The 23,301-nt window shown below is 67.9% G+C and carries 23 protein-coding genes and 1 pseudogene; 10 read left to right on the top strand and 14 right to left on the bottom strand.

Annotated features, from left to right (window positions below):
• Window positions 1-44: 44 nt before the first annotated feature.
• Window positions 45-1,151, top strand: a complete 1,107-nt coding sequence (locus tag BFF94_RS00445) for an NAD/NADP-dependent octopine/nopaline dehydrogenase family protein (RefSeq protein ID WP_219138822.1) — start codon at window positions 45-47, stop codon at window positions 1,149-1,151.
• Window positions 1,148-2,158, top strand: coding sequence for a 3-hydroxybutyryl-CoA dehydrogenase (locus tag BFF94_RS00450; protein ID WP_128845912.1), 1,011 nt, complete (start codon window positions 1,148-1,150; stop codon window positions 2,156-2,158). The genes BFF94_RS00445 and BFF94_RS00450 overlap by 4 nt, the downstream gene beginning before the upstream one ends.
• A 125-nt stretch (window positions 2,159-2,283) precedes the next feature.
• Here BFF94_RS00450 and BFF94_RS00455 read toward each other — a convergent pair whose 3' ends face one another.
• The 8 genes from BFF94_RS00455 to BFF94_RS00490 form a co-directional block, all read right to left on the bottom strand.
• Window positions 2,284-3,606, bottom strand: a complete 1,323-nt coding sequence (locus tag BFF94_RS00455) for an MFS transporter (RefSeq protein ID WP_128845909.1) — start codon at window positions 3,604-3,606, stop codon at window positions 2,284-2,286.
• Between the two features lie 165 nt (window positions 3,607-3,771).
• A complete protein-coding gene (locus BFF94_RS00460) occupies window positions 3,772-4,818 on the bottom strand; it encodes an ABC transporter substrate-binding protein (RefSeq protein ID WP_128845906.1) in 1,047 nt (348 codons plus the stop codon).
• Window positions 4,815-5,966, bottom strand: a complete 1,152-nt coding sequence (locus BFF94_RS00465) for an NAD(P)/FAD-dependent oxidoreductase (RefSeq protein ID WP_219138823.1) — start codon at window positions 5,964-5,966, stop codon at window positions 4,815-4,817. Before BFF94_RS00465 ends, BFF94_RS00460 begins: the two co-directional genes overlap by 4 nt.
• Entirely contained in the window at window positions 5,959-7,398 is a 1,440-nt protein-coding gene (locus tag BFF94_RS00470; RefSeq protein ID WP_219138824.1) for an FAD/NAD(P)-dependent oxidoreductase, read from the bottom strand. The genes BFF94_RS00465 and BFF94_RS00470 overlap by 8 nt, the downstream gene beginning before the upstream one ends.
• Complete coding sequence (locus BFF94_RS00475; protein WP_128847200.1) at window positions 7,395-7,739, bottom strand: (2Fe-2S)-binding protein; 345 nt, start codon at window positions 7,737-7,739, stop codon at window positions 7,395-7,397. The genes BFF94_RS00470 and BFF94_RS00475 overlap by 4 nt, the downstream gene beginning before the upstream one ends.
• Window positions 7,740-7,741: 2 nt before the next feature.
• On the bottom strand, window positions 7,742-8,536 hold the full coding sequence (locus BFF94_RS00480; RefSeq protein WP_219138825.1) for an ABC transporter permease: 795 nt from the start codon (window positions 8,534-8,536) through the stop codon (window positions 7,742-7,744).
• Complete coding sequence (locus BFF94_RS00485) at window positions 8,533-9,516, bottom strand: ABC transporter permease (RefSeq protein ID WP_128847198.1); 984 nt, start codon at window positions 9,514-9,516, stop codon at window positions 8,533-8,535. The genes BFF94_RS00480 and BFF94_RS00485 overlap by 4 nt, the downstream gene beginning before the upstream one ends.
• Window positions 9,517-10,599, bottom strand: a complete 1,083-nt coding sequence (locus BFF94_RS00490) for an ABC transporter ATP-binding protein (RefSeq protein WP_219138826.1) — start codon at window positions 10,597-10,599, stop codon at window positions 9,517-9,519. It abuts the gene before it with no gap.
• A 294-nt stretch (window positions 10,600-10,893) separates the two neighbouring features.
• On the opposite strand from BFF94_RS00490, the gene BFF94_RS00495 reads away from it, so the two are divergent.
• From BFF94_RS00495 to BFF94_RS00510, 4 genes are all read left to right on the top strand, one after another.
• Window positions 10,894-11,781 (top strand): IclR family transcriptional regulator, encoded by an 888-nt coding sequence (locus BFF94_RS00495; protein ID WP_219138827.1) that lies wholly within the window; start codon window positions 10,894-10,896, stop codon window positions 11,779-11,781.
• Between the two features lie 584 nt (window positions 11,782-12,365).
• Window positions 12,366-13,112, top strand: coding sequence for an SDR family oxidoreductase (locus BFF94_RS00500; RefSeq protein ID WP_128845043.1), 747 nt, complete (start codon window positions 12,366-12,368; stop codon window positions 13,110-13,112).
• Window positions 13,113-13,264: 152 nt separating this feature from the next.
• Window positions 13,265-14,119, top strand: coding sequence for a DJ-1/PfpI family protein (locus BFF94_RS00505; protein ID WP_128845041.1), 855 nt, complete (start codon window positions 13,265-13,267; stop codon window positions 14,117-14,119).
• Window positions 14,120-14,243: 124 nt separating this feature from the next.
• Complete coding sequence (locus BFF94_RS00510) at window positions 14,244-14,726, top strand: YybH family protein (RefSeq protein WP_128845039.1); 483 nt, start codon at window positions 14,244-14,246, stop codon at window positions 14,724-14,726.
• A gap of 92 nt (window positions 14,727-14,818) precedes the next feature.
• Here the strand turns inward: BFF94_RS00510 and BFF94_RS00515 are convergent, their stop codons facing one another.
• On the bottom strand, window positions 14,819-15,766 hold the full coding sequence (locus BFF94_RS00515; protein WP_128845037.1) for a GlxA family transcriptional regulator: 948 nt from the start codon (window positions 15,764-15,766) through the stop codon (window positions 14,819-14,821).
• Window positions 15,767-16,430: 664 nt separating this feature from the next.
• On the opposite strand from BFF94_RS00515, the gene BFF94_RS00520 reads away from it, so the two are divergent.
• Window positions 16,431-16,814 (top strand): hypothetical protein, encoded by a 384-nt coding sequence (locus tag BFF94_RS00520; protein ID WP_128845035.1) that lies wholly within the window; start codon window positions 16,431-16,433, stop codon window positions 16,812-16,814.
• Between the two features lie 47 nt (window positions 16,815-16,861).
• Here the strand turns inward: BFF94_RS00520 and BFF94_RS00525 are convergent.
• Together BFF94_RS00525 and BFF94_RS00530 are read right to left on the bottom strand one after the other, a co-directional pair.
• A pseudogene (locus BFF94_RS00525) lies at window positions 16,862-17,228 on the bottom strand (transporter substrate-binding domain-containing protein); the annotation flags it as partial.
• Between the two features lie 30 nt (window positions 17,229-17,258).
• Window positions 17,259-18,116 carry a helix-turn-helix transcriptional regulator gene (locus BFF94_RS00530; RefSeq protein ID WP_219138828.1) on the bottom strand — a complete coding sequence of 286 codons (858 nt, stop codon included), beginning with the start codon at window positions 18,114-18,116 and terminating at the stop codon, window positions 17,259-17,261.
• A 95-nt stretch (window positions 18,117-18,211) separates the two neighbouring features.
• Here BFF94_RS00530 and BFF94_RS00535 point away from each other — a divergent pair, with 95 nt between their 5' ends.
• Window positions 18,212-19,105: an SDR family oxidoreductase gene (locus BFF94_RS00535; protein ID WP_219138829.1), complete on the top strand. Its 894-nt coding sequence runs from the start codon at window positions 18,212-18,214 to the stop codon at window positions 19,103-19,105.
• A gap of 31 nt (window positions 19,106-19,136) precedes the next feature.
• Here the strand turns inward: BFF94_RS00535 and BFF94_RS00540 are convergent, their stop codons facing one another.
• From BFF94_RS00540 to BFF94_RS00550, 3 genes are all read right to left on the bottom strand, one after another.
• Window positions 19,137-20,516 (bottom strand): FAD-containing oxidoreductase, encoded by a 1,380-nt coding sequence (locus BFF94_RS00540; protein ID WP_128846925.1) that lies wholly within the window; start codon window positions 20,514-20,516, stop codon window positions 19,137-19,139.
• Window positions 20,517-20,679: 163 nt separating this feature from the next.
• A complete protein-coding gene (locus tag BFF94_RS00545; RefSeq protein ID WP_128846928.1) occupies window positions 20,680-21,258 on the bottom strand; it encodes a hypothetical protein in 579 nt (192 codons plus the stop codon).
• Between the two features lie 48 nt (window positions 21,259-21,306).
• Window positions 21,307-21,465, bottom strand: coding sequence for a hypothetical protein (locus BFF94_RS00550; protein WP_219138830.1), 159 nt, complete (start codon window positions 21,463-21,465; stop codon window positions 21,307-21,309).
• A gap of 88 nt (window positions 21,466-21,553) precedes the next feature.
• On the opposite strand from BFF94_RS00550, the gene BFF94_RS00555 reads away from it, so the two are divergent.
• Complete coding sequence (locus BFF94_RS00555) at window positions 21,554-22,192, top strand: LysE family translocator (protein ID WP_128846931.1); 639 nt, start codon at window positions 21,554-21,556, stop codon at window positions 22,190-22,192.
• 344 nt (window positions 22,193-22,536) lie between these two features.
• A complete protein-coding gene (locus BFF94_RS00560) occupies window positions 22,537-23,298 on the top strand; it encodes a DUF3348 domain-containing protein (protein ID WP_219138831.1) in 762 nt (253 codons plus the stop codon).
• Window positions 23,299-23,301 lie beyond the last annotated feature (3 nt).

A 23,301-nucleotide genomic window follows, 5' to 3' on the forward strand; every position in this document is an offset into this window, starting at 1 on the left:
GCGGCCGCGTAGTCTCGGAAACACTCAATCACCGGGAGAAAACGATGAAGGCATGTGTTCTGGGCGGCGGCCACGGCTGCCATGCGGCGGCGATCGACCTGCTCGAGAAAGGGCATGACGTAACGTGGTGGCGGCGCGATCGCGAGCCGCACGCGCGGCTGCGCGAGCTCGGCGTGCTGAACGTGACCGACTATCGCGGCAAGCGGACGGTGCCGCTCGGCGACGCACCTGGCGCGATCCGCCTGACCGACGACCTCGCGGCCGCGCTGCGCGGCGCGCGGCTCGTCGTGGTGCCGCTGCCGGCCACCTCGCACGACGCGCTCGCCGCGCAGGTCGCGCCGCTGCTCGAGGACGGCCAGGTCGTGTTCCTGCCGCCCGGCACGTTCGGCAGTTTCGTGTTCGCGCGCGCGGCGGCCGACGCCGGCAACGGTTCGCGCGTCGCGTTCGCCGAAACGGGCACGCTGCCGTACCTGGTGCGCAAGCATGGCGACAACGAGGTCGTGATCAGCGCATACGCGACGCGTTTGCCGACCGGCGTGTTTCCTGCGAACGCAGCCGGCTGGGCGTTCGATGTGCTGCGCGCGGGCTATCCGTCGATCGAGCCGGTCGAGGACGCGTTGTCCGGCGCATTGATGAACGCGGGGCCCGTGATCCATCCGCCGCTGATCCTGATGAACGCCGGGCCGCTCGAACACTTCGATGCGTGGGACATCCACAACGAAGGCACGCAGCCGGCGATCCGCCGCGTGACGAACGCGCTCGACGCCGAGCGCATCGCGGTGCGCGAAGCGCTCGGCTATCGCGCGCCGCATTTCCCGCTCGCGGATCACTACGTTGCCGAAGGCGACGAATGGATGTACGGGCGCGGCGCGCACGGCAAGCTGACCGATAGCGGCGACTGGCGCGAGAAGATCGATCTGCGCACGCATCGCTACATGCTCGAGGACACCCGGCTCGGGCTGTCGCTCATCGTGTCGTGCGGGCGCTGGGCCGGCGTGCCGACTCCGGTTGCGCAGGGGCTGCTGAGCATCGCGAGTGCGGTCTCAGAGCGCGATCTATACGCGCAAGGGCGCACGCTGGAGCGGCTCGGGCTGGCGGCGCTGTCACGCGACGCGATGCGCGTGCTGCTCGACGCAGGGGGTGCAGCATGAGCGCGGCCGCCGATGTGACGCGCGTGCATGTGCTCGGCGCGGGACGCATGGGGCAGGGCATCGCGCTCGTGTTCGCGTTCGCGGGGCTCGACGTGACGCTGATCGACTTCAAGCCGCGCGATGCGGCCGGCTGGCGCGCCTTCGACGAGCGCACGCGCGACGAGATCGCGTGGCCGCTGCACGCACAGGTCGCGCTCGGTCGTATCGATGCCGCGCAGGCCGACGCTGTCGTCGCGCGCATCGCGCTGGTCGCGCGGGACGGCGCGGCGGATGCGGTGCGGCGTGCCGGCATCGTGTTCGAGGCGCTGCCCGAAGTGCTCGATGCGAAGGCCGACGCGTTGCGCTGGCTCGGCGAGCATGTCGATGCGCGCGCAACGATCGCGTCGACGACGTCGACGTTCGTCGTCACCGAATTGCAGTGCCATGTCGCGCACCCGGAGCGGATGCTGAACGCACACTGGCTGAATCCCGCGCTGCTGATGCCGCTCGTCGAGATCAGCCGCAGCGACGCGACGGATCAGCCGGTGGTCGATGCGCTCGCCGCGTTGCTCGCGCGCGTCGGCAAGAAGCCGGTGATCTGCGGGCCGGCGCCCGGCTATATCGTGCCGCGCATCCAGGCGCTCGCGATGAACGAGGCCGCGCGGATGGTCGAGGAAGGTGTCGCGAGTGCCGAGGATATCGACACGGCGATCCGCACCGGCTTCGGCCCGCGCTTCGCGGTGCTCGGGCTGCTCGAATTCATCGACTGGGGCGGCTGCGACATCCTGTACTACGCGTCGAAGTACCTGGCCGGCGAGATCGGCCCGCGCTTCGCACCGGCCGCGAGTGTCGTGCGCAACATGGAGACCGGGCGTGACGGCGTGCGTACGGGCGCCGGCTTCCACGACTATGCGGAGGTCGACGTGCCTGCATACATGCGGCAGCGGCTCGGCGAATTCGCGCGCTTGCTCGAGCACCTCGGGCTTGCGCCGGTGTTCGACGGCGCGCGGCGGACGGCCGGCGGGTAGAGGTTGCGTCGAGGCATCGTGCGCACGCGTTGCTGTGAACGCGAACGCGAACGGGCCGCGCGGCGCGCCGCACCTCGAGTCGCCGGCCGTTCCGGGCCGCGCGGGAGCATGCCGCGGGGGCACTGTCATGTCGCGTCGCCGTGCGCAACACGCGTCTCGCGCATCACGCACAGCGTCGCGACGGTGACGAGGCCGAGCGCGACGAGGAACAGCGACACGGGCCACGACGCGTGATAGTGCGCGAGCAGCGCGGTCGCGATCAGCGGCGACATCCCGCCCGCGAAGATCGACGCGACCTCATGGCCGAGCGCGACGCCCGAATAGCGCACCTCGGTGCTGAACAGTTCGCCGACCAGCGCGGGCAGCGTGCCGATCATCGCACCGTGGCTCACCGCCGTGCCGACCGTGAGCGCGAGCCACACGAGCGGCGTCGCGCGCGTGTCGAGCAGCCAGAAGAACGGGAACGCGCAGGCGACGAGGCTCAGCGCGCCGATCAGGTACACGGGCTTGCGGCCGATCCGGTCGGACAGCCGGCCCCACGCGAGCATCGCGCCCATCTCGACGATCATCGCGATCATCACGCCGGTCAGCATCACGCCGTTCGGGATGCCGACATACTTGCCGTAGACGAGCGAGAACGCGAGGAAGATGTACGCACCGCCGTTCTCGGCCACGCGCAGCCCCATCGCGAGCAGGATTTCCTTCGGGTGGCGGCGGATGCATTCGACGATCGGCAAATGCGTGTGTGCGCCGCGATTGCCGGCCTGCTGGAAGTCGCGGCTTTCCGGCAGATGGCGGCGGATATAGATGCCGATCGCGAAGATGGCGATGCTCGCGAGGAACGGCAGCCGCCAGCCCCACGTGCGGAATGCGTCGTCCGGCAGCGCCTGCACGGCGAGAAACGCGGCCGACGACAGCACGAAGCCGCCGCCCACGCCGAGCTGGCTCCACGCCGCGTAATAGCCGCGCTGTTCCGGCGGCGCGTTCTCGCTGATCATCAGCACGCCGCCGCCCCACTCGCCGCCGGACGCGACTCCTTGCAGCAGGCGCAGCACGACGAGCGCGGCCGGCGCCCACAGGCCGACCTGCGCATAGGTCGGCAGCAGGCCGATCGCGAAGGTCGACGCGCCCATGATCAGCAGCGTCCACACGAGCGACGCCTTGCGCCCGTAACGATCGCCGACATGGCCGAACACGATCCCGCCGAGCGGGCGCGCGACGAAGCCGAGCGCGAACGCCGCGAACGCCGCGAGGCTGCCCGCGAGCGGCGATGCGCCGGGCGGGAAGAACACGTGGCCGAACACGAGCGCAGCGGCCGTGCCGTACACGAAAAAGTCATACCATTCCATCGCATTGCCGGCGACGGAGGCGATGACGATCCGGCGCAGCTGCCGGTCGGCGAGCGGCCGGGCGGCGCTCGGGGATTGCACGGTGTCGGTCGGGTACATGGCGGACTCTGAAGGGGAGGCGGGCGCGTGCCGTCTTTGCAGCACTGCGGGTCAGTGTTGTCGGCACCGTGCCCCCGGTCAAATCCGCAGAAAAAGGGGAGTGTCATCACTCCCGCTGATGATGGTCGTGCAGCGCGCGGCCGTGCCCGCGCGCCCCGCGCGCCGTTACCGCTCGATCTGCCGGTTCCAGCGCGTATCCCACTGCGCGCGGCGCGCGTTGATCGCGGTCCAGTCGACCACGGTCACCTTGTGCACCAGATCATCGATATTGCCGAGGCTCTGCTGCATCGCGGCAGGCATTTTCGCGAGACGGTTGGTCGGAATCTGCTTGCCGGCCTCGGCCGCCTTCGTTTGCGCCGGCGCGGACAGCAGGAATTGCGCGAGCTTCTGCGCCAGCTGTGGGTCGGGATTGTTCGCGACCACGCACAGGTCGACGAGCAGCAGCACCGGGCCTTCCTTCGGGTTCGCATACGCGACCGGAATGCCCTTGTCCTGCAGGTCGCCGACGCCGGTCGGCGTGAGCGGGAACAGGCCGGCCTCGCCGGTCTGTACCATCTCGGAGATCTTCGCCGAGTTCGGAATGTACTCGACGACGTTCGGCCCGACCGTGCTCGCCCACTTGCTGAAGCCGGGCTCGACGTTCTGCTCGCTGCCGCCGAGCAGCCGGTTGATCGCGAGGAAGCCGTGCAGCCCGAACGTGCTGCTCGACGCGGACTGGAACACGACCTTGCCCTTGTATTTCGGATCGGCGAAATCCATCCACGACGTCGGCGGCGCCCAGCCCTTCTCGGTGAACAGCTTCTTGTTGTACGCGATGCCGGTCATCCCGAGCTGCACGCCCGCGCCGGCGTCGTCCTTCATCCGCGCGAACGGGTACAGCTCTTTCAGCACCGGCGAATCGTCGAGCTTCTGGCACACGCCGAGGCTGACCGCACGCGCCATCACGCCGTCGTCGAGGAACGCGACGTGGATCTGCGGCTTGTTACGGTTCGCGAGCAGCTTCGCGAGCACGTCCGACGACGTGCCGGGCACGACGACCACCTTCACGTTGTTCGCTTTCTCGAAGTCGGGCAGCACTTGGCTCGTATAGGCCTTTTCCATCGGCCCGCCGTTCATGCCGACGTAGATCGTCTTCGTTTGCGCGAACGCGGGCAGGCCGGCGCCTGCGATGCTGAGGGCGGCGGCTGCCGCGATCGTTCCGAGCAGTTTCACTTGTGGGTCTCCTCTTGACGGAAAGGGGCGGTCGGCGCGATTTGCGGTGCGAATCGGCCGATCGAGAATGCATCGAGTGGCGTGGCGGTTTCGCCGGTCGTGACGAGATCGGCGAGCACGTCGCCGACGCCCGGCGCGAGCAGGAAGCCGCCGCCGGAAAAACCGAACGCATGCAGCAGGTTCGGCGTCGTGCGGCTCGCGCCGATGATCGGGTTGTGGTCGGGCGTGCAGCCTTCGACGCCGCTCCACGTGCGGATCAGCAGCGCGTCGCGCAATGCGGGCAGTAGCGCGCACGCGTCGCGCATCACCGCGCGTGTCGTATCGACCGACGGCTGGCCGAATTCGCCGTCGCCACGGCCACGCCCGCCGCCGATCACGCAGTTGCCGCGCGCGACCTGCCGCGCATAGACGCCGCCGCCGTACACGCCGAGGTTGTGCGTAATGAATGGCGGCAGCGGTTCGGTCACCCACATGTTCGGGTAGATCGGCTCCATCGGCACGGCTTCGCCGAAGCGTTCGGCGATCGTATTGGCCCATGCGCCGGCCGAATTGATCAGCCACGTCGCGGTGTGCGCATGGCCGCCCGCCTGGAAGTGGAAGCGCGCGCCGTCGTGGCGAACGTCGTCGACGGGCGTGTGCTCGAACACGTCCGCGCCCGCCGTGCGGGCCGCGCGCGCGAACGCGGGCGACACGACGCGCGGGTTCGCATGGCCGTCGGTCTCGCACAGCGAGCCGCCGAGCGCCGCGCGGCCGAGCCACGGATAGCGGCGGCGGAACGCATCGCCGCGCATCACCCGCAGCGGCAGGCCGTGCTCGCCGGCGAGCGCGGCGTACGCGTCGAGCGCGTCGAGATCGGCGTCGCTGCGCGCGAGCCGCAAGTGGCCCGACATGACGAATTCGCCGTCGATGCCGATCAGCTCGGGCAAGCGATCCCAGATGCGCCGCGCGCGCAGCGCGAGCGGCAATTGCTCGGCCGGGCGGCCCTGGCAGCGCACGCCGCCGTAGTTCACACCGCTCGCCTGCGCGCCGCAGTCGCGCCGCTCGAACAGCCCGACGCGCAGGCCGCGACGCGTCAGCGCGAGCGCGGCCGAAGAGCCGACGAGCCCGCCGCCGACGATCGCGACGTCGTAGTGCCGGATTTCACTCATCGCGCGCCTCGTCGGGAATGGCCGCGACGTCGTCGCCCGCGAGCGCGGCCGAGATCGGGAACGGCTTCACCGGCGGTTGCGCGCGCAACCGGCCGACATCGGCGAGCGGGCGGCCGGTTTCGGCGGCCAGCACGAGCGCGGCCGCGTCGCCGCACATGCGGCCCTGGCAGCGGCCCATCCCGACGCGCGTCAACGCCTTCAGCCGGTTCAGTTCGGTCGCCGCGCCGCCGCGGATGCAGCGCCGCAGCGTGCCCGCGTCGATCTCTTCGCAGCGGCATACGACCGTGTCGTCGGGGCAGCGCGCGGCCTGCTCGACCGGCGGCGCGAACGCCGCTTCGAGGCCCGCGCGGAATGCGCCGATGCGCGCGAGCGTGCGTTCCAGCGCGGCCGCATCGGGTTTGCCGGCCGGCGACGGGGAGGGCGACACGACCCCCGCGTCGTCGAGCAACGCGAGCGCCGCGCGCCGGCCCGCCGCTTCGGCCGCGTCCGCGCCCGCGATGCCCGCGCCGTCGCCCGCGACGTAAAGGCCGCGCACCGACGTGCGGCCGGCCGCGTCGCGCTCGGGCAGCCACGCGCGATTGACCGGATCGAACCCGAACCGGCAGCCGGCGAGATCGGCGAGCTGCGTTTCCGAACGCAGGCCGAAGCCGAGGCCGAGCGCATCGCAGTCGAGCAGGCGCGGCGGCGTATCGCCGCCGGCCGCGCGCCAGGCGAGCCCCGTCACATGCCGGTCGCCGAGCACGCGTTCGAGCGTGACGCCCGTTTCGATCGTCACGCCATGCGCGCGCAGCCAGCCGATGTAATAGAGCCCTTTCGCGAAGGTCGACGGCATGTGCAGCAGCGCGGGCGCGGCGGCGGCCTGGCGGCGCAGCGGGCTCGTGTCGAGCACGGCCGCGACCTGCGCGCCGGCCTTTGCGTACTGGTACGCGACGAGATAAAGCAGCGGGCCCGTGCCCGCGAACACGATGCGCCGGCCGATCGCGCAGCCCTGCGCCTTCAGCGCGACCTGCGCGCCGCCGAGCGTATAGACGCCCGCGAGCGTCCAGCCCGGTACCGGCAGCATGCGGTCGGTCGCGCCGCTCGCGACGATCAGGTGCGAGTACGGCACGGTGATTTCGCGGCCGTCCTGCAGCGTATCGACGCGGCCCGCGCCGCACGCCCATGCGAGCGTGTCCGGGCGGTAGTCGACGTGCGGCAGCAGCGCGGCCATGGTCCGGTGCACGGCGTCGGCTTTCGCGGCGTCGAAGCCGTACAGCGTGCGCTTGCCGCGCGCGAACGTGCCGCCGGCCGGTGGTTGCCGGTAGATCTGCCCGCCCCAGCGCGCGTTCTCGTCGATCACGACGGGGCGCAGCCCCGCGTCGACCAGCGCCTCGGCCGCCCGCACGCCGGCCGGCCCCGCGCCGACGATCACCGGTTGCAGTGCGGCGTTCACGATGCGTCTCCGGTCGCGGCCGGCCGGGCGGCCGTGAGAATCCGCATGCCTTCGGAGATCGGCGTCGAACATGCGCGCACGCGCGCGCCGGCTTCGGTGCGCACCCAGCAGTCCTGGCACGCGCCGATCAGGCAAAAGCCCGCGCGCGGCTGGCCGCTGAATTCGCTGACGCGCACGCGGCGCTGCGCGACGAGGATCGCGGTGAGCACGGTGTCGCCGGCGAGCGCATGCGCGGGGCGGCCGTCGAGCGTGAACGCGACGGCGGCGCGCTCGCATTCGGCGATACGCACGAATTGTGCGCCGTCGTCGGCGATGTCGGTGGAACGGGAAACGGAAGTCATCGTCAGTGTTGGCCGATCAGGATGCGGTTCAGGCCGTACACGCGATCGAGCAGCAGCATCGCGCCGGCGGTGATGAAGATGACGAGTGCCGACACCGACGCCATCATTGGGTCGATCGATTCGGTCGCGTACATGTACATGCGCACGGGCAGCGTGACCGTCTGCGGCGACGTGACGAAGATCGACATCGTCAGCTCGTCGAAGCTGTTGATGAACGCGAGCAGCCAGCCGCCGGTGATGCCGGGCACGATCATCGGCAGCGTGATGCGGCGGAAGGTCGTCCACGGGTCCGCGCCGAGCGAGCACGCGGCCTGCTCGATGCTGCGATCGAGACCCGTGACGGACGCGAGCACGAGCCGCATCACGAACGGCGTGATGACGATCATGTGCGCGAGCACGAGCCACGCGAACGAGCCGGTCGCGCCGATCAGCGCGAAGAAACGCAGCAGCGCGATGCCGAGCACGAGGCCGGGGATCACGAGCGGCGACAGCAGCAGGCCGTTCAGGAACGCGCGGCCGGGAAACGCCGCGCGGCCGATGGCCAGGCCCGCCGGCAGCGCGATCGCGAGCGACAGTGTCGCCGACGCGAACGCGAGCTTCACGCTGTTGAAGAACGCGGTGACGAAGTCGGGATAGTCGAGGATTGCGCGGAACCAGCGCAGCGACAGCCCGTGGGCCGGCAGCGTCAGCGTTTCGTCGGGCGTGAACGCGACGAGCACGACGATCGCGAGCGGTGCGAGCACGAACAGGATCACGAGCGTATGGAACGCGAGGGCGAAGGGGCCGTTCTTTCTCATCGGGATGCGCCTCCGAGGCTGCGCGCGTAGCGGCGTTCGAGCACGCGGTAGTAGGTGAGCATCACGACGAGGTTCGCGACCAGCAGCAGCACCGCGATCGTCGCGCCGAGCGGCCAGTTCAGCGACCCGAGGAATTCGTCGTAGACGGCCGTGGCCGCGACCTTCAGCCGGCGTCCGCCGAGCAGGCCGGGAATCGCGAACGCGCTCGCCGACAACCCGAACACCATCAGGCTGCCCGACAGCACGCCCGGCATCAGTTGCGGCAGCACGATGCGGCGCAGCGTCGTGAACGGCGACGCGCCGAGCGACAGTGCCGCGTATTCGGTCTGGGGATCGAGCCGTTGCAGCGCGGTCCACACGGGAATCACCATGAACGGCAGCATCACGTGCACCAGCGCGATCACGATCGCGAAGGTCGTGTATTCGAGCTTGTACGGCCCGAGGCCGACGAGCCCGAGCGCCTGGTTCACGAGCCCGCTCGTGTTCAGCAGCATGCTCCAGCCGAACGCGCGCACGACGACCGACACGAGCAGCGGCGCGAGGATCGCGAGCAGGAACAGCGAGCGCCACGGGTCGCGCATTTTCGACAGCACGTATGCTTCCGGCGTGCCGATCGCGACGCAGATCGCGGTCGTCAGCGCGGCGATCCCGAACGTGCGGATGAAGATCGTGTGAAAGTACGACGACCCGAGCACTTCCGCGTAGTTGCCGAACTGGAACGCGGCGATCGGGCCGGTGGCCGGGTCGAAGCGGTAGAACGTCAGCATCAGCGTCATCGCGAGCGGCACGAGCACGAGCGCGGCGAACAACGCGAACGCGGGTGCGCACATCAGCCACAGCGGTGCATGGGCGCGCCATGACGCGCGCGTCGTGTGCCCGGCGGCGGCGCGGGGTGGTATGGCATCGGCGGGGGGTGCGGCCGCTTGCGTGAGCCCGGCCGGCACGCCGTCGGTCGAGAGCGGACGGGTAGGCTGTCCCATTCAAGCCTCCCGGCGCATCACGCGCACCGCGTCGCTGTGCCAGTCGACGCCGACCGGCGCGCCTTCCTCGAGCGGCTCCGTGCCTTCGTTCTGGCAGCACACGAGCACGTCGCCGAGCGCGCTGTCGACGCGGTACAGCCACTGGCTGCCGAGAAAGAAGCGGCTCGTGACGGTTGCGGCGAAGCGGCCCGCATCGGGCGCGCACAGCCGCAGCTTCTCGGGACGGATGCAGACCGACACCGCATCGCCGACGCGCACGTCGCGCTCGCGCGGCGGCAGGTGCGCGGTGCGGCCCGTCTCGGCGAGGTCGTGCCCGAGGTCGATGCGGATCGCGTCGCCGTCGTGCGCGACGATCGTGCCGGGCAGCAGGTTCGCCTTGCCGATGAATTGCGACACGAAGCGGTTCTCCGGGCGCTCGTATGCGCGGTACGGGGTATCGGTCTGCGTGATGCGGCCGGCTTCCATCACGACCACGCGGTCGCTGATCGACAGCGCTTCCGATTGATCGTGCGTGACCATGATCGTCGTCGTGCCGATCTTGCGCTGGATCGCGCGCAACTCGAACTGCATGTCCTCGCGCAGCTTCGCGTCGAGATTCGACATCGGTTCGTCGAGCAGCAGCACCGGCGGCTCGATCACGACCGCACGCGCGATCGCGACGCGCTGCCGCTGGCCGCCCGACAGCTCGCGCGGGAAGCGGTGCGCGAGCGCATCGAGGCGCACGAGCGCGAGCGCCGCGCGGATCCGCTCGGCGCGCTCGGCCTTGTCGACGCCGCGCATGTCGAGGCCGAAGCCGACGTTCTCCGCGACGCTCATGTGCGGAAACAGCGCATAGCTCTGGAACACGATGCCGAGCCCGCGGCGGTTCGGCTTCAGGTGCGTGATGTCCTGCCCGTCGAGCGCGATGCGGCCGCGCGTGACGTCGACGAAGCCGGCGATCATCTGCAGCGTCGTGGTCTTGCCGCAGCCCGACGGCCCGAGCAGCGACACGAATTCGCCTTGTTCGACCGACAGGTTGACGTCGGCGACGGCGGTGAGCTCGCCGAAGGTTTTCGTCAGATCCGTAAGCGTGAGAAACGACATGGGGAGCTCCGGGTTCGCACACCGCGTAGCCGGTGCACCAATGACGCGGACTCTAGCCAGCCATATTTCGGAGCGTCAATTTCGAATTCTGCTGAACGGGATGAATTTCGGAAAAATTCCGGTGACCGGAATGGATCGTCGAATCACATGGGAATCGTTCCGGTGGATGAACGGCGGCCGGGCCGCGAAACGCGCGCGTCAATCCCGTGTACACCCGGATGCCCGAGGAATTTCGGCCGGACGACAATGGCGGCTCTCGTATTCCGTTCAATGAAATCATCGAGGAGAGCCGGCATGCAGGAACCCCATTCGACCGGAACGTCGCCGGCCGCACGCGCGCCTGGCCCGACCGAGGACGCCGCCGATCCGGCCGGCGCGCCGGGCGCCGGCATGCTGCAGCGCGCGTTCGCGATCCTGCGCGCGCTGGCCGGCATGCAGCAGGACGGCGTGCGCGTCACGCATCTCGCGAAGGCCGTGGGCCTCACGCAGGGCACCGCGCACCGGATCCTGCAATCGCTGATCGCCGAAGGGATGGTCGAACAGGACGAGCAGTCGAAGCTGTACCGGCTGAGCGTCGACTTCTTCGCGCTCGCCGCGCAGGCCGGCAACCCGAGCAGCATGCGCACGCTGTGCCGCCCCGCGCTGCTGCGGCTGTGCGCAAGCCTCGGCGAGACCATCTTCCTGCTCGTGAAGAGCGGCTTCGATGCGGTGTGTCTCGATCTGTGCGAAGGGCCGTTTCCGATCCGCTCGTTTACCGGCGACATCGGCGGGCGCATCGCGCTCGGCGTCGGGCAGGGCAGCCTCGCGATCCTCGCGTTCCTGCCCGAAGCCGAACGCGAGGAAGTGATCCGCTTCAACGTGCCGCGCATTCGCGGCTACGGCGTGCTCGACGAGGTGTACCTGCGCACCGAGATCGAGCGCGTGCGGCAGCTCGGCTACGCGGGCCGCAACAGCGGCGTGCTCGACGGGATGGCCGGCGTCGCGGTGCCGATCCTCGATCGCACCGGTTATCCGGTCGGCGCGCTGAGTGTCGGTACGCTCGCGTCGCGGCTCGGCGACGACCGGATGCCGATGGTCGTCGAGCTGCTGCGGCGCCAGGCCGACGCGATCGGGCCGCGCACCAACCCGTTCGACGCCGCGCTGCGGCGGCCGATGCACGGGCTGTCAGGGAAAACCGCATAGGCGTATCGCGCGTCGCCGTTTCGTCAGCTTGGCTTGCGCGAGCCATTCACATCGGATCAAAGCGCGCGTTGTCCAGCGGACCTGCGCGATTTCGTCTTGCTTGCAGGGGCACACCGGCTCCGCTCATTTCCCCGCCATTCGATTTGCAACTGGCGGGGCTCGTCATTCGCCGACGCTCGATGTCGGAACAACGATCTCATGGCAACGCCTGTCATCGAAGGTGACCGTTGCTTTACTTCCTTCGCGACCGATAGAGCGTGGGCCAGTCACCCGGTTCAACACCCGGATCCGCGATCGCGAAAAGAGTATTGAGCACGGCGCTCGCCTTGATGGCACGAGTTCTCATGGCCTTCTACGGAGTTGAGGATGAAGTGCATCGTAACGCAAGTGGCATACCGGAAATGAAGGTATCCCGGTGCGGCGCCCGTTTGGATCGAGTGGCGTTTTTTGAGGGTTATAAGACCTTTGCGCCATCCACCTCGCGTTCCATACTTCCGTGGACGATCAAGCCGGACAAAGCGCACCAACGCGATTGCGTTTTGAACTCTCGGCCTGATCCCTCACGACATGAAAAGGAACGGAAGATGAGGCTCAAGAACAAGTCAGCGTTGATCACGGGCGGAACCAGCGGCATCGGTCTTGCAACCGCGAAGCTGTTCATTGCAGAAGGCGCCCGGGTAGCGGTTACCGGCCGCGATGATGCCGTGTTTGAGCGGGTGAAGGCCGAGCTTGGCGAGAATGCCGTCGTTCTCAAGGGCGACGTACGTTCGATCAAGGATATGCGAGCGATTGCCGCCGAGGTAAAGGAGAAGTTCGGCGGCCTGGATGTCGTGTTCGCCAACGCTGGCTGGGCTTTCCCGTCCGCAGTCAACGACATCGACGACGAACTCTATAACGAGATCATGGACGTCAACGTCAAGGGCGTGGTGTTCACGCTTCAAGCGGTGCTGCCGGACTTGCGAGAGGGTTCGTCAGTCATTCTCAATACTTCGTTCGTCGCGCAGACCGGCAAGCATGGCATCTCGTTGACTGCAGCGGCGAAGGCCGCCGTGCGATCGCTTTCCCGCAGTTGGTCCTACGAGTTTCTCGACCGGAAAATCCGCTTTAACGCGATCGCTCCCGGTGCGATGAACACGCCACTGATCACCAAGTGGGGCATGCCCGACGAATGGGTTCGAGACCGCAAGGCCGAGTTCGCCGAAGCGATTCCGGTGGGCTACATGGGCAGGGCCGAGGACGTTGCCTACGCGGCACTCTATCTCGCCAGCGACGAATCTTCCTACGTCGTCGGCACCGAACTGGTCGTCGATGGCGGCGCCTCGCAGCTTTAAGCCTGCGGCTCGCGATTCCGGAGCCCGGCCCGTCGTCCCGGCTTATCCACATCCTGATCTCACGTCCGCCACGCTCTTCGTCATGGCGGTTATTCAACCCGGCCCAACGTGGTTGCGCTCGCATAGGGGCCGAAGTGCGAGGATAAATCATCTTGAAAGACAGTAATGCTAACAATGCTTCCGCGAAGCAACTCAGCGGAGCAGGTCGTTCGCGCCGCGATATTCTCAAGCTTGGAAGCGCCGCCACCCTCGGCGCCGTCCTGGGTGGTGGCGCATTGCTTGGGCATGCCGCTCCTGTCCTTGCACAGGCGGGCAGCGAGGGTATTCTTGCCCCGAATGACCCCCTCGATATTTTGATCGTCAATTACGATGGCGGTACGCTTCTCGACTTCGCAGGCCCCAGCGAGATTTTCCACCGGCTACCCAATACGAACGTTCGCTACGCGAGCCTCAATGGAGGCAACGTGACGCTCGAATTTGGCGTCGTGTATGGCAAGACCGAGCGACTGGCCGATATCGAGAAGACGGACGTGATCCTTGTTCCCGGCGGGTCCGATTTGACCGCGCCGATGCGACCGGCGTATCAGGCGCAGATCCGGCGTCTGGCAGAAAGCGCCAAACACGTGACGTCGGTTTGCAACGGATCGCTCGTGCTTGCCGCAACGGGCATTCTCAAGGGCAAGCGCAGCGCCTGTCATTGGGCCTTCATCAACAAGCTGTCCGAATACGGCGCCATTCCCGTTCCCGATCGCTTCGTCGAAGACGACAACAGCCGCTTCATGAGCGGCGGCGGCGTGACGGCGGGCATCGACTTCGCACTTCGCGTGGCAGCGAAACTGCGCGGTCGACAGGCCGCCGAATTCACGCAACTCGCGATCGAATATGATCCCGCTCCGCCGTTCCGCTCCGGTCATCCCAGGGACGCACGGCCGGAAGTGATCGCGATGGTCGACAAGGAACTACCCGGCGCATCCAGGGGGCTCGCACGAATCCCTGGCGTTCGCTGAAACGCCTGCCGGCAATGTGTGCATGGCCGCCGATTGGCTCGATGATGGCCGCGGCCGACATTGCCTGCTCCGCCCGCCCATTTGGCGCCGCCCTTTCAATTCAATCCCGTTCGGAAATTACTTGATGCAACAGATCCGTCTTTGTACTGCTGCTCTCGCAGCCTGCGTGTCCTTTTTCGCATTCACGGCACCGGCTACTGCCGGTGGTTCGCAACGTCCGCCCGAAGCGGCCATCAAGGCCGAAAACGCGCGATGGGCGGATGCTTTTGCGCGAGGGGACTATGAGGCGATAGGTCGCCTCTATACCGACGACGGCGCACTCTTGCCGCCCGGAGGCGACAAAGTCACGGGGAGCCGTGCGATCGCCGAGTACTTCACCAAAGGGTATGCCGGATCGAAACCTGGCACCGTATCATTCAGCAATGACGAGTTTTACGGTAATGACCGGATCGTGACGGAGGTTTCGGATGCGGAGGTCCGTGACCACGACGGAAAGCTCCAAATCCGCGCCAAGCAGATTCTCGTCTTTCTGAAGCAGGCCGGCACCTGGAAGCTGCATCGCGACATGTGGAGCGATTACGCTCCCGTCAAGACTGACGGCCATTGAGCGTCCGGCGAAATGGCGCGTCACGTACCGACGCGCCAATAGCGCGCAAGAGGGACGTTGATCACGCAGCGCGCTGATCGGCCGGCGGCCAATCAGCGCGCTCCGTTCGATCTGCTCTCGCGCCGAATCGCTTGCGGTGGGTGCCCATGCAGTTTGATGAAGGCCCTTCGCATCCGTTCCGGATCGGTGAATCCCACCGCCAGGGCAATCTGTTCGATCGGTTCGCTACCACCCTGCAGGCGCAGCCTCGCGGCTTCGACTCGCAAGCGCTCGACCGCCTTGGCAGGCGTTTCGCCGGTTTCCCGGCGAAATGCTCGTCCGAACTGTCGCAAACTCAATCTTGCGGCATCGGCGAGCCGTTCGACAGGTAATTCTTCAGCCAAATGTTCCCTGGCAAAATTCAGGGCGATGCGGATGCGATCCGATTCCGGCTCCATCTGCGACATGGCGGAGAATTGGGACTGGCCGCCTGGTCGACGATACGGAACAACCAAAAGCCTGGAGACAGCGCGCGCAATCTCCGCGCCCATATCTCGTTCAATCATGCCGAGCGCCAGGTCGATTCCGGAGGCAATGCCCGCCGACGTCCAGATGCGGCCATCCACGATATAGATACTGTCGCCGTCGACCCGGATGCGAGGGAAGCGCGACTGCAATAGAGCAGCGTATCGCCAGTGCGTCGCTGCTCTCAAACCGTCCAGCGAGCCGGTTTCCGCAAGCAGAAACGCTCCCGTACACACGCTTGCCACCCGCGAAGCCCTGGCGGCCAATTTTCTGGCGGCGGCGACATTTTCTGATGTCTGCATCGGATCTATATCGCCGCCCACGAAAACGATGGTGTCAAACTTGCGCTTTCCGATTGGCTTTGTCTCGATCGAAAGGCCCGTATTGCCGGGAATCGGGCCTCCGGATTGCGAGATCACATGAAGATCATAGGGCGTATGGCCGGCAGCCGTGGCCACCTGATTAAAAGCCGATAGTGGCCCGCCGAGATCAAGCGCATCGAAGCCACGGCAAACGAAGAATCCAATTCTATGCATGACGAAGCAGTTAATTGAAAGCGCCAGAAAGGCGCATTTTACCGGAAACCCTCGAATAATGTCATTTCGCCTGAAATGAGGGAAATACGTCGTTTACGCCCTCAGCGATTACGCGTACGGCAGATAGTCGGAACAGCGCCGGCAAGTCACCCGCAATGAAGCGGTGGACGTCCATTCCGACCGTCATCGTAGCTACCACGCGCATATTTGCGGCAAACATCTGCAAACTGCCATGCGACAACTGTATCTAAGTGTCGTTTTATGGCAGAACGCGGACAAATGTATTGCGCCCCCCGTCGTCGCTTGCCATGCGAAGGTGTTATCCGGCCGAAACCCTGGCGATTCGTCATCGGCAGTGCGGCTGCGATGCCATACAGCACGCCTTTGATGTTTGACATCGACCATGCGATCCCACTCGTCGACTTTCAGCGACGCCGTCGGCGAGAGCGGCATGACGTTCGGTGCAGCGCGCGCCGAGCATGAGACGGGCGCCGCGGGCAGCAAGGCGGGCCGCGATCGGGCGCGACGGTGCAAAGCGAAAGGCGTTGGCGTTCGCGTTCGCCTGACGATCGCGGCGAGCCGTAGCGCCGGCGCGGCAACAATGCCGATGGTTGAGCGCCGGCGGACATGCTAGGATTTCCGTCAAACAACTTCGGAGACTGCCATGCCGTTCATCTGCGAAAACGTTGAATGTCGTGCCGTGCTGGCTCGCGGGCAAGTCAGGCCCAGTCAGGAGGATGCGGGGTGGTGCTTCTACTGCCCGGACTGCAAAGCTAGAAACGAGTTGATGGATATCGGCATGGCCGGCGGCCCTGCCGAACTGGTTCAGCCGGAGCGAGCCAGCCCGCCGCACAAGGTCGTCGCGACGGCTCGACCATTGGAGGACGGCAGATATGCGGCGCAGTTGTGCGTTCAGCGCGCGCTCGCGGTGAGGGGAACGTACGCGGCCGAAGAGCACTGGGATCAGCTCGGCGTATTCGGCGATGCGCAAGAAGCCGTCGCGCATGCGAAGTCTTTCGCAACGGACCTGCTGCAACGAGCAGCATAGTCGGCACTTTTCAATAAACGAAGAAGGGACGTCGCGCATTCATGCGCGACGCCGACGCTCTTGCCCTGCAGCGTTCGGGCGTCGGCTGCAGGTTCGAGCCGCGCCGCGCGACGAGACGCGGCGGCACGTTGTTGACTTGTCCGTGAACGCGATCTGCGCGGGGCGCTTCTCGGTCACGCTCATCGACGACAGCACGCCGTCGAACTTGCGCGCCTTCAGCGCGGGGATCGTCCCGTCGAACGCGTTCTCGACCCACACGGAGCACACCTTCATCCGTTCGCCGATCGCATTGCCGAGATCGATGTCGAAGCCGACGAGCGTGCCGTCGGGCGTGAGCGATTCGAACGGCGCGTAGCCGGGATTGACGCCGGGGCGCAGGACCGCCGGGTCTTTCGCGGCCGGCAGGGCGCCCAGGGCGGGCGGCTCTGCGGATGCCGCCCGCTGTTACGCAGCCGGCGCCTGTTGCGCGCCGGCCTGTTCGCGGGCCGCGACGAGCGCCCGGATCCGCGCACGGTCGGCCGCCGTCGCGGGCGTGAAGATCACGAGGCTCAGGTCGGCGCGGCCGGTCACCGAGAACGCCGAATATTCGAGCGCGATCCGGCCTGCTTGCGGATGGCGGATCTCCTTCGAGCCTTCGTCATGCACATGGATATCGTGGTCGCGCCACATCGCGTCGAATTCGGCGCTCGTCGCGCGCATCTCGTCGACGAATGCCTGCACGGCCTGCGTCGCGCCGCCGCGTGCGACGTCCGCGCGAAACGCACCCACCGCGAAACGCGCGACGCGTTCCCAGTTCGGCTGCGCGTCGCGCACGCCCGCGTCGACGAAGATCAGTCGCAGGATGTTGCGCGCGGCCGGCGGCAGCGTCGCATAGTCGGTCAGCGTCGCGGCCGCCGCGTCGTTCCACGCGACGACGTCCCACGTCGCCGTGCGCACGATCGCGGGGCTCGCGTCGAGCGAATCGAGCACATGCTGCAGGCGCGGCGTCACGTTGGCCGGTGCGTGATAGCGCACCTCGGGTGGATGGCCGACGCCGATCAGGAACAGGTGCTCGCGTTCGGCTTCGTTCAGCATCAGCGCACGCGCGAGCCGGTCGAGCACGTCGGCCGACGGTGCGCCGCCGCGCCCCTGTTCGAGCCACGTGTACCACGCGGCGCTCACGTGCGCGCGCTGCGCGACTTCCTCGCGCCGCAGGCCCGGCGTGCGGCGGCGCGTGGCCGGCAGCCCGAGCGCGGCCGGATCGAGTTTCTCGCGGCGGTCCCGCAGGTACGCGCCGAGCAGGTTGTCGGGGGCGTCAGCCATATCCTGTTGGTTCGTTTACCGGTAAACCGTCACGACTTCACCGCGAGCGGCCATCGGCAGATAGTAAGCCTCCATTCCATCCGGAGGTGCTGAACATGCGTGTCTTTGTTACGGGAGCGTCGGGATTCGTCGGCTCGGCCGTGGTTGCCGAACTCGTTAATGCCGGGCACTCGGTGCTAGGTCTTGCGCGTTCCGATGCAGCCGCCGCATCGGTTGCCGCTGCAGGCGCCGATGTCCATCGCGGGTCGCTGGAGGATCTCGACAGCCTGACGCGCGGCGCCGAAGCCGCCGATGCGGTGATCCATACGGGATTCAATCACGACTTCTCGCGCTTCGCGCAGAACTGCGAGCTCGACCGTCGCGCGATCGAGACGATCGGCGCGGTGCTCGCGGGCTCGGCGCGGCCGCTGGTCGTCACGTCGGGCCTCGCGCTCGTCGCGCCCGGCCGCGCGGCGACGGAAGACGATCCGCACGTGCCGGTGTCGCCGGCCTATCCGCGTGCGTCCGAAGCGACTGCGGTCGCGCTGGAAGCCCGCGGCGTGCATGCGTCGGTCGTGCGCCTGCCGCCGTCCGTGCACGGCGACGGCGATCACGGTTTCGTGCCGCGCCTGATTGCGTTCGCGAGGGAGAAGGGCGCATCGGCGTTTGTCGGCGATGGCGCCAACCGCTGGCCGGCCGTGCACCGGCTCGATGCGGCGCGCGTGTACCGGCTCGCGATCGAACGCGGCGCGGCCGGCGCGTGCTATCACGCGGTCGACGATACGGGCGTGCCGTTCCGCGAGATCGCGGAGGTGATCGGCCGCCGGCTGAACGTGCCGGTCGTCGCGAAATCGGTGGCGGAAGCCGGCGAGCACTTCGGCTGGTTCGCGATGTTTGCCGGGATGGATGCGCCGGCAACCAGCGAGCGCACGCGTGCATCGCTCGACTGGGCGCCGACGCAGCCGCGGCTGCTGGCCGATATCGACCGGCCGCGGTATTTCGAAATCTGACGAGCGGGCGCGGCGCGCCGAGCGCCGCGCATCATTCGACCGGATGCAGATCCTGCAGCAGCGTCGGCACGAGCTCCGACACCGTCGGGTGGATGTGCATCGCGCGGCTGATCGTCGTGTACGGCGCACCGGCGGCCATCACGTCGAGCATCTCGTGCACGACCTCGTCGCCGGTCACGCCAAGGATTGACGCGCCGAGGATCGCGTGGCTGTCCGCGTCGACGATCACCTTCATGAAACCCTGGCTCTCGCCTTTTTCCACCGCGCGGCCGACGCGTGTCATCGGGCGCGTGCCGACGAGCAGCCGGCGGCACGTCTGCTTCGCTTCCGCGAGCGTCATGCCGACGCGGCCGAGCGGCGGGTCGATATACATCGCGTACGCGGTGATGCGGTCGGACACCTTGCGCGGATCGTCGTCGAGCAGGTTGGCCGCGACGATCTCGTAGTCGTTGTACGCGGTGTGCGTGAACGCGCCGCGCCCGTTGCAGTCGCCGAGCGCCCAGATGCCGGGCACGTTGGTGCGCAACTGCTCGTCGACGCCGATATAGCCGCGCGCGTCGGTTTCGACGCCCGCGCGGTCGAGCCCGAGATCGTCGGTGTTCGGCACGCGCCCGACCGCGAGCAGCAGGTGCGAGCCCGCGACTTCGCGGCCGCCGCCCGCGCAGTCGAGACCGACCACGACGCCGTCGCCGTCACGCCGCGCGTTCAGGCAGTTCGCGTCGAGCTGCACGTCGATCCCTTCGTTTTCGAGGATGTCGCGCACGGCTTGCGACACGTCGTCGTCCTCGCGGCGGATCAGGCGCGAGCCCTTCTCGACGATCGTGACCTTCGACCCGAAGCGGCGATACATCTGGCCGAATTCGAGCCCGACATAGCTGCCGCCGACGATCACGAGATGGTCGGGCAGGAAGTCGACGTCCATCATCGTCGAGTTGGTCAGGTACGGCACCGAGTCGAGGCCCGGCATCGGCGGCACCTGCGCGCGTCCGCCGACGTTGATGAAGATGCGTTCGGCTTCGAGCAGTTCATCGCCCACGCGCACCGCGCCGGCGCGCTCGAATCGGGCGTGACCCTGAAACACGGTCGTGTTCGCGAGCCCGCGCACCCATTGCTCGACGCCGTGGTTCGAGCGGCCGGAGATCTGGTCCTTGCGCGCCTTCACCGCTTTCATGTCGACGGTGACGGGGCCGCCGACCGACACGCCGTATTCGCCGGCGCGCCGCGCGAGTTGCGCGGCGTACGCGCTGGCGATCAGCGTCTTGGTCGGGATGCAGCCGGTGTTCACGCAGGTGCCGCCGAAGCGGCCGCGCTCGATGATCGCGACTTTCATGCCGGCGGCGGACAGCCGCGCGGCGAGTGGCGGCCCGGCTTGGCCCGTGCCGATGACGATCGCGTCGAAGTGTTGCGTCATGACGTCCTCCTGTGCGGGTGCAACGAGGGAAGGCGTGCGGGCGAGCCGCGTGCGATGCCGGCGCACGGTCGCGCGACGGCGAGCGCCTATGGTAGTCCTGTTGGCGTGCGCTCGCGAGCGCCGGAAAGGCGCGGCGGGCTCATGCCGGTGCGTGCCGGCCGCGTCAGTCCTTGCGCTTCCATTGATCGAACGACACCGGCCGGTGCGCATCGGCGCGCGTGACGGTGACGTGGTCGGGTTGGTCGTCGAGCGGAAACGATTCGGTGACGATCCGGTTCGAAAAGACCCAGCCGTGTGCACGCGGGTCGTAGCGGAACGTCACGTAGTCGCTCCAGTGCTGCCCGCACGCGACGAAGTTCTGCACGGTGAAATAGCGGCCTTTCACCGAGAGGCCGCTGTCGGCGGCGTCTTCGGGATCGAACGGATCGCACTGGCCGCCTTCGTTCGCGCGCAGGACGACCTGGTCGTTGCGCGCGGCGAGCCGGAACGTGTGGTCGGGCTGTTCCTCGTAGATGAGGAGCGGGCGCGGCGACGGCTGCTCGCGCGTATCGGCCTCGCGATGCACGACGACGAGAAAGCTGTGCCGCCCGTTGCCGAGGTCCGGCCCCTCCTGCGCGACGAACGGCTGGTAGCCGGCCGGCAGTTGCGCGGCGATCGACTTCGGCAGGCGGTCGGCGCGGGCGTTGAACGAGAGCGCGGCGAGCAGCGGGAGCAGCAGGATGGGCAGGTGGAAAACGCGCATGGCGGGGTGTCTGGTCGAAAGCAGGAAAGGTGTACCGATCGCGCGAGATTACAGGTCGCGCCCGAGAAATTCGGTGCCCGGCACGGGATTGAACGCGACGACGCGGGCGTCGTCGGGATAACGGGCGGCGCGGATCTCGATCATGGGCGGCGGCGCGGGTGACGGCAAAGAGGGCCAGCATAGCAGCGCAATGCTGCTTTCGGCCATGCGCGAAGCGTGCCAGAATCAGCCGCTCGACCGTCGGAAACGACACGCCGGCGCCGGCGAATCGGCGTCGCTCGACAAGGAGACTTCGATGACTGCATCGGCTGCCGTACTCGCCATCCTGGCCGCACTGTTTCTCGGCGCGATGATTCCGGGCCCGAGCTTCGTGCTGGTTGCCCGCAATTCGATCGGGCTGTCGCGCCGCGACGGGCTGGCCACCGCGCTCGGCATGGGCATCGGCGGCATCGTGTTCGGCGGCGTCGCGCTGGCGGGGCTCTATACGCTGCTGCAGGCGGTCGAATGGCTGTATGTGGGCCTGAAGGTGGCGGGCGGCGCGTACCTGATCTACATGGCGTCGAAGATCTGGCGCGGCGCCGACCGGCCGATCGCGATGGACGATCCGCAGGCGATGGCCGCCGGCAGCGCGCGCAAGTCGTTCTGGACGGGCCTCACGACCCAGCTCAGCAACCCGAAGACGGCGATCTGGTACGGCAGCATCTTCGCGGCGTTGCTCCCGCAGCATCCGCCGCTGTGGTGCTATCTGGCGCTGCCGCCGCTCGTGTTCGCCGTCGAGTTCGGCTGGTACACGATCGTCGCGCTGTGCTTTTCCACGCGCCGGCCGCGAGAACTCTACCTGCGCGCGAAGAAGTGGGTCGACCGGATTGCCGCCGGCGCGATCACGCTACTCGGGCTGCGGTTGATCCTGAACGCGCCGAAAGCGGGGATCTGACCGTTTTCATTCCTGATCGGCATCGCACGGCGGCCGGCCATTCCCGTGGTCGGTCGCCGAAGCAAACCGCCCGAGCCGCGCAACACGCTTCCGGAAACCGCAGGTCGTCCGGAAACGCGTTCACTTCCCCCGGACCCACCGGGCGAGGCTGCTGGCGCGTCGATCCCGGCAGTTCGCCGCGCCGCCGCCTGCCGTGTTCCCGGCCACCCGCCACCGCCCGCCGAGCCTTGCACGGCGGGCGTTCGCGTGTGTCAGGCCGCGGGCCGAACGGCGCCGCTTCCCCGATTCTGGCGGTCGACCTCCCGGCGACGTGTAAACTGCTGCCTTTTTTAACGGTTTGCAGCATGGTGCAAGCTCCTCCGCGCCCGGCATTGAGCGGCCCGACGCTCGTCCGGCTGCTCGCGCGCCTGGCCGATGCCGACGTCGCGGAATCCCGGCAGACGCTGTCCGACCGGCTGAGCCAGTGGCTCGGCTGGACCGACGCGATCACGCTGTCGTCCGCGCTGAACGCGAGCCCGCCCGGCGTCGCGGCCGGCGTGCGCGGCTACGACGCGGAGCGCGACTGCGCGCGCGTGCGCCACGACCTCGCGCAGGCGATCACGGCCACCAACCGGCCGCGTGCGCGGCGCCGGCCCGGCGACCTGCCGCCGCCGGCCGCCGACACGGCCGATTTCGCGGACTTCCGCCAGCGCTATCTGTCCCTGCAGCAGGACATGGAAACGGCGATCGGCCAGTTGCGCGGCCGCCTGCGGGTCGCGCTCGCCGCGCGCTCGTCCGGCATGGCGCGGCTCGCGACGCTCGACACGATCATGGAGCGCGTGCTCGGCGCGCGCGAGCGCAGCCTGCTGTCGGCCGTGCCCGCGCTGCTCGGCACCCGTTTCGGGCGGCTGCGCGACGCGGAACGGCAGGCGCTGGCCGCTGCCGCTGGCGATCCGGCCGGCATGGCTGACGACGGCGCGGTGGCCGACGTCACGGCCGTCGCGGCGATCGTGCCCGGCACATGGCTCGACACGTTTCGCGACGAGATGCAAAGCATCCTGCTTGCCGAACTCGAAGTCCGGTTTCAAACGGTAGACGGGCTGCTCGCGGCCCTTCGCACCTGCTAATCA

It is taken from the genome of Burkholderia catarinensis (assembly GCF_001883705.2).
Lineage (GTDB): Bacteria > Pseudomonadota > Gammaproteobacteria > Burkholderiales > Burkholderiaceae > Burkholderia > Burkholderia catarinensis.

What these genes read in the sequence shown, in the direction of transcription:
- BFF94_RS00445 (WP_219138822.1), top strand. Translation starts at nt 45, where the DNA reads ATGAAGGCATGTGTTCTGGGCGGCGGCCACGGCTGCCATGCGGCGGCG.
- BFF94_RS00450 (WP_128845912.1), top strand. Translation starts at nt 1,148, where the DNA reads ATGAGCGCGGCCGCCGATGTGACGCGCGTGCATGTGCTCGGCGCGGGA.
- BFF94_RS00455 (WP_128845909.1), bottom strand. Translation starts at nt 3,606, where the DNA reads ATGTACCCGACCGACACCGTGCAATCCCCGAGCGCCGCCCGGCCGCTC.
- BFF94_RS00465 (WP_219138823.1), bottom strand. Translation starts at nt 5,966, where the DNA reads ATGAGTGAAATCCGGCACTACGACGTCGCGATCGTCGGCGGCGGGCTC.
- BFF94_RS00475 (WP_128847200.1), bottom strand. Translation starts at nt 7,739, where the DNA reads ATGACTTCCGTTTCCCGTTCCACCGACATCGCCGACGACGGCGCACAA.
- BFF94_RS00480 (WP_219138825.1), bottom strand. Translation starts at nt 8,536, where the DNA reads ATGAGAAAGAACGGCCCCTTCGCCCTCGCGTTCCATACGCTCGTGATC.
- BFF94_RS00485 (WP_128847198.1), bottom strand. Translation starts at nt 9,516, where the DNA reads ATGGGACAGCCTACCCGTCCGCTCTCGACCGACGGCGTGCCGGCCGGG.
- BFF94_RS00490 (WP_219138826.1), bottom strand. Translation starts at nt 10,599, where the DNA reads ATGTCGTTTCTCACGCTTACGGATCTGACGAAAACCTTCGGCGAGCTC.
- BFF94_RS00495 (WP_219138827.1), top strand. Translation starts at nt 10,894, where the DNA reads ATGCAGGAACCCCATTCGACCGGAACGTCGCCGGCCGCACGCGCGCCT.
- BFF94_RS00500 (WP_128845043.1), top strand. Translation starts at nt 12,366, where the DNA reads ATGAGGCTCAAGAACAAGTCAGCGTTGATCACGGGCGGAACCAGCGGC.
- BFF94_RS00510 (WP_128845039.1), top strand. Translation starts at nt 14,244, where the DNA reads ATGCAACAGATCCGTCTTTGTACTGCTGCTCTCGCAGCCTGCGTGTCC.
- BFF94_RS00515 (WP_128845037.1), bottom strand. Translation starts at nt 15,766, where the DNA reads ATGCATAGAATTGGATTCTTCGTTTGCCGTGGCTTCGATGCGCTTGAT.
- BFF94_RS00520 (WP_128845035.1), top strand. Translation starts at nt 16,431, where the DNA reads ATGCCGTTCATCTGCGAAAACGTTGAATGTCGTGCCGTGCTGGCTCGC.
- BFF94_RS00530 (WP_219138828.1), bottom strand. Translation starts at nt 18,116, where the DNA reads ATGGCTGACGCCCCCGACAACCTGCTCGGCGCGTACCTGCGGGACCGC.
- BFF94_RS00535 (WP_219138829.1), top strand. Translation starts at nt 18,212, where the DNA reads ATGCGTGTCTTTGTTACGGGAGCGTCGGGATTCGTCGGCTCGGCCGTG.
- BFF94_RS00540 (WP_128846925.1), bottom strand. Translation starts at nt 20,516, where the DNA reads ATGACGCAACACTTCGACGCGATCGTCATCGGCACGGGCCAAGCCGGG.
- BFF94_RS00545 (WP_128846928.1), bottom strand. Translation starts at nt 21,258, where the DNA reads ATGCGCGTTTTCCACCTGCCCATCCTGCTGCTCCCGCTGCTCGCCGCG.
- BFF94_RS00550 (WP_219138830.1), bottom strand. Translation starts at nt 21,465, where the DNA reads ATGGCCGAAAGCAGCATTGCGCTGCTATGCTGGCCCTCTTTGCCGTCA.
- BFF94_RS00555 (WP_128846931.1), top strand. Translation starts at nt 21,554, where the DNA reads ATGACTGCATCGGCTGCCGTACTCGCCATCCTGGCCGCACTGTTTCTC.
- BFF94_RS00560 (WP_219138831.1), top strand. Translation starts at nt 22,537, where the DNA reads ATGGTGCAAGCTCCTCCGCGCCCGGCATTGAGCGGCCCGACGCTCGTC.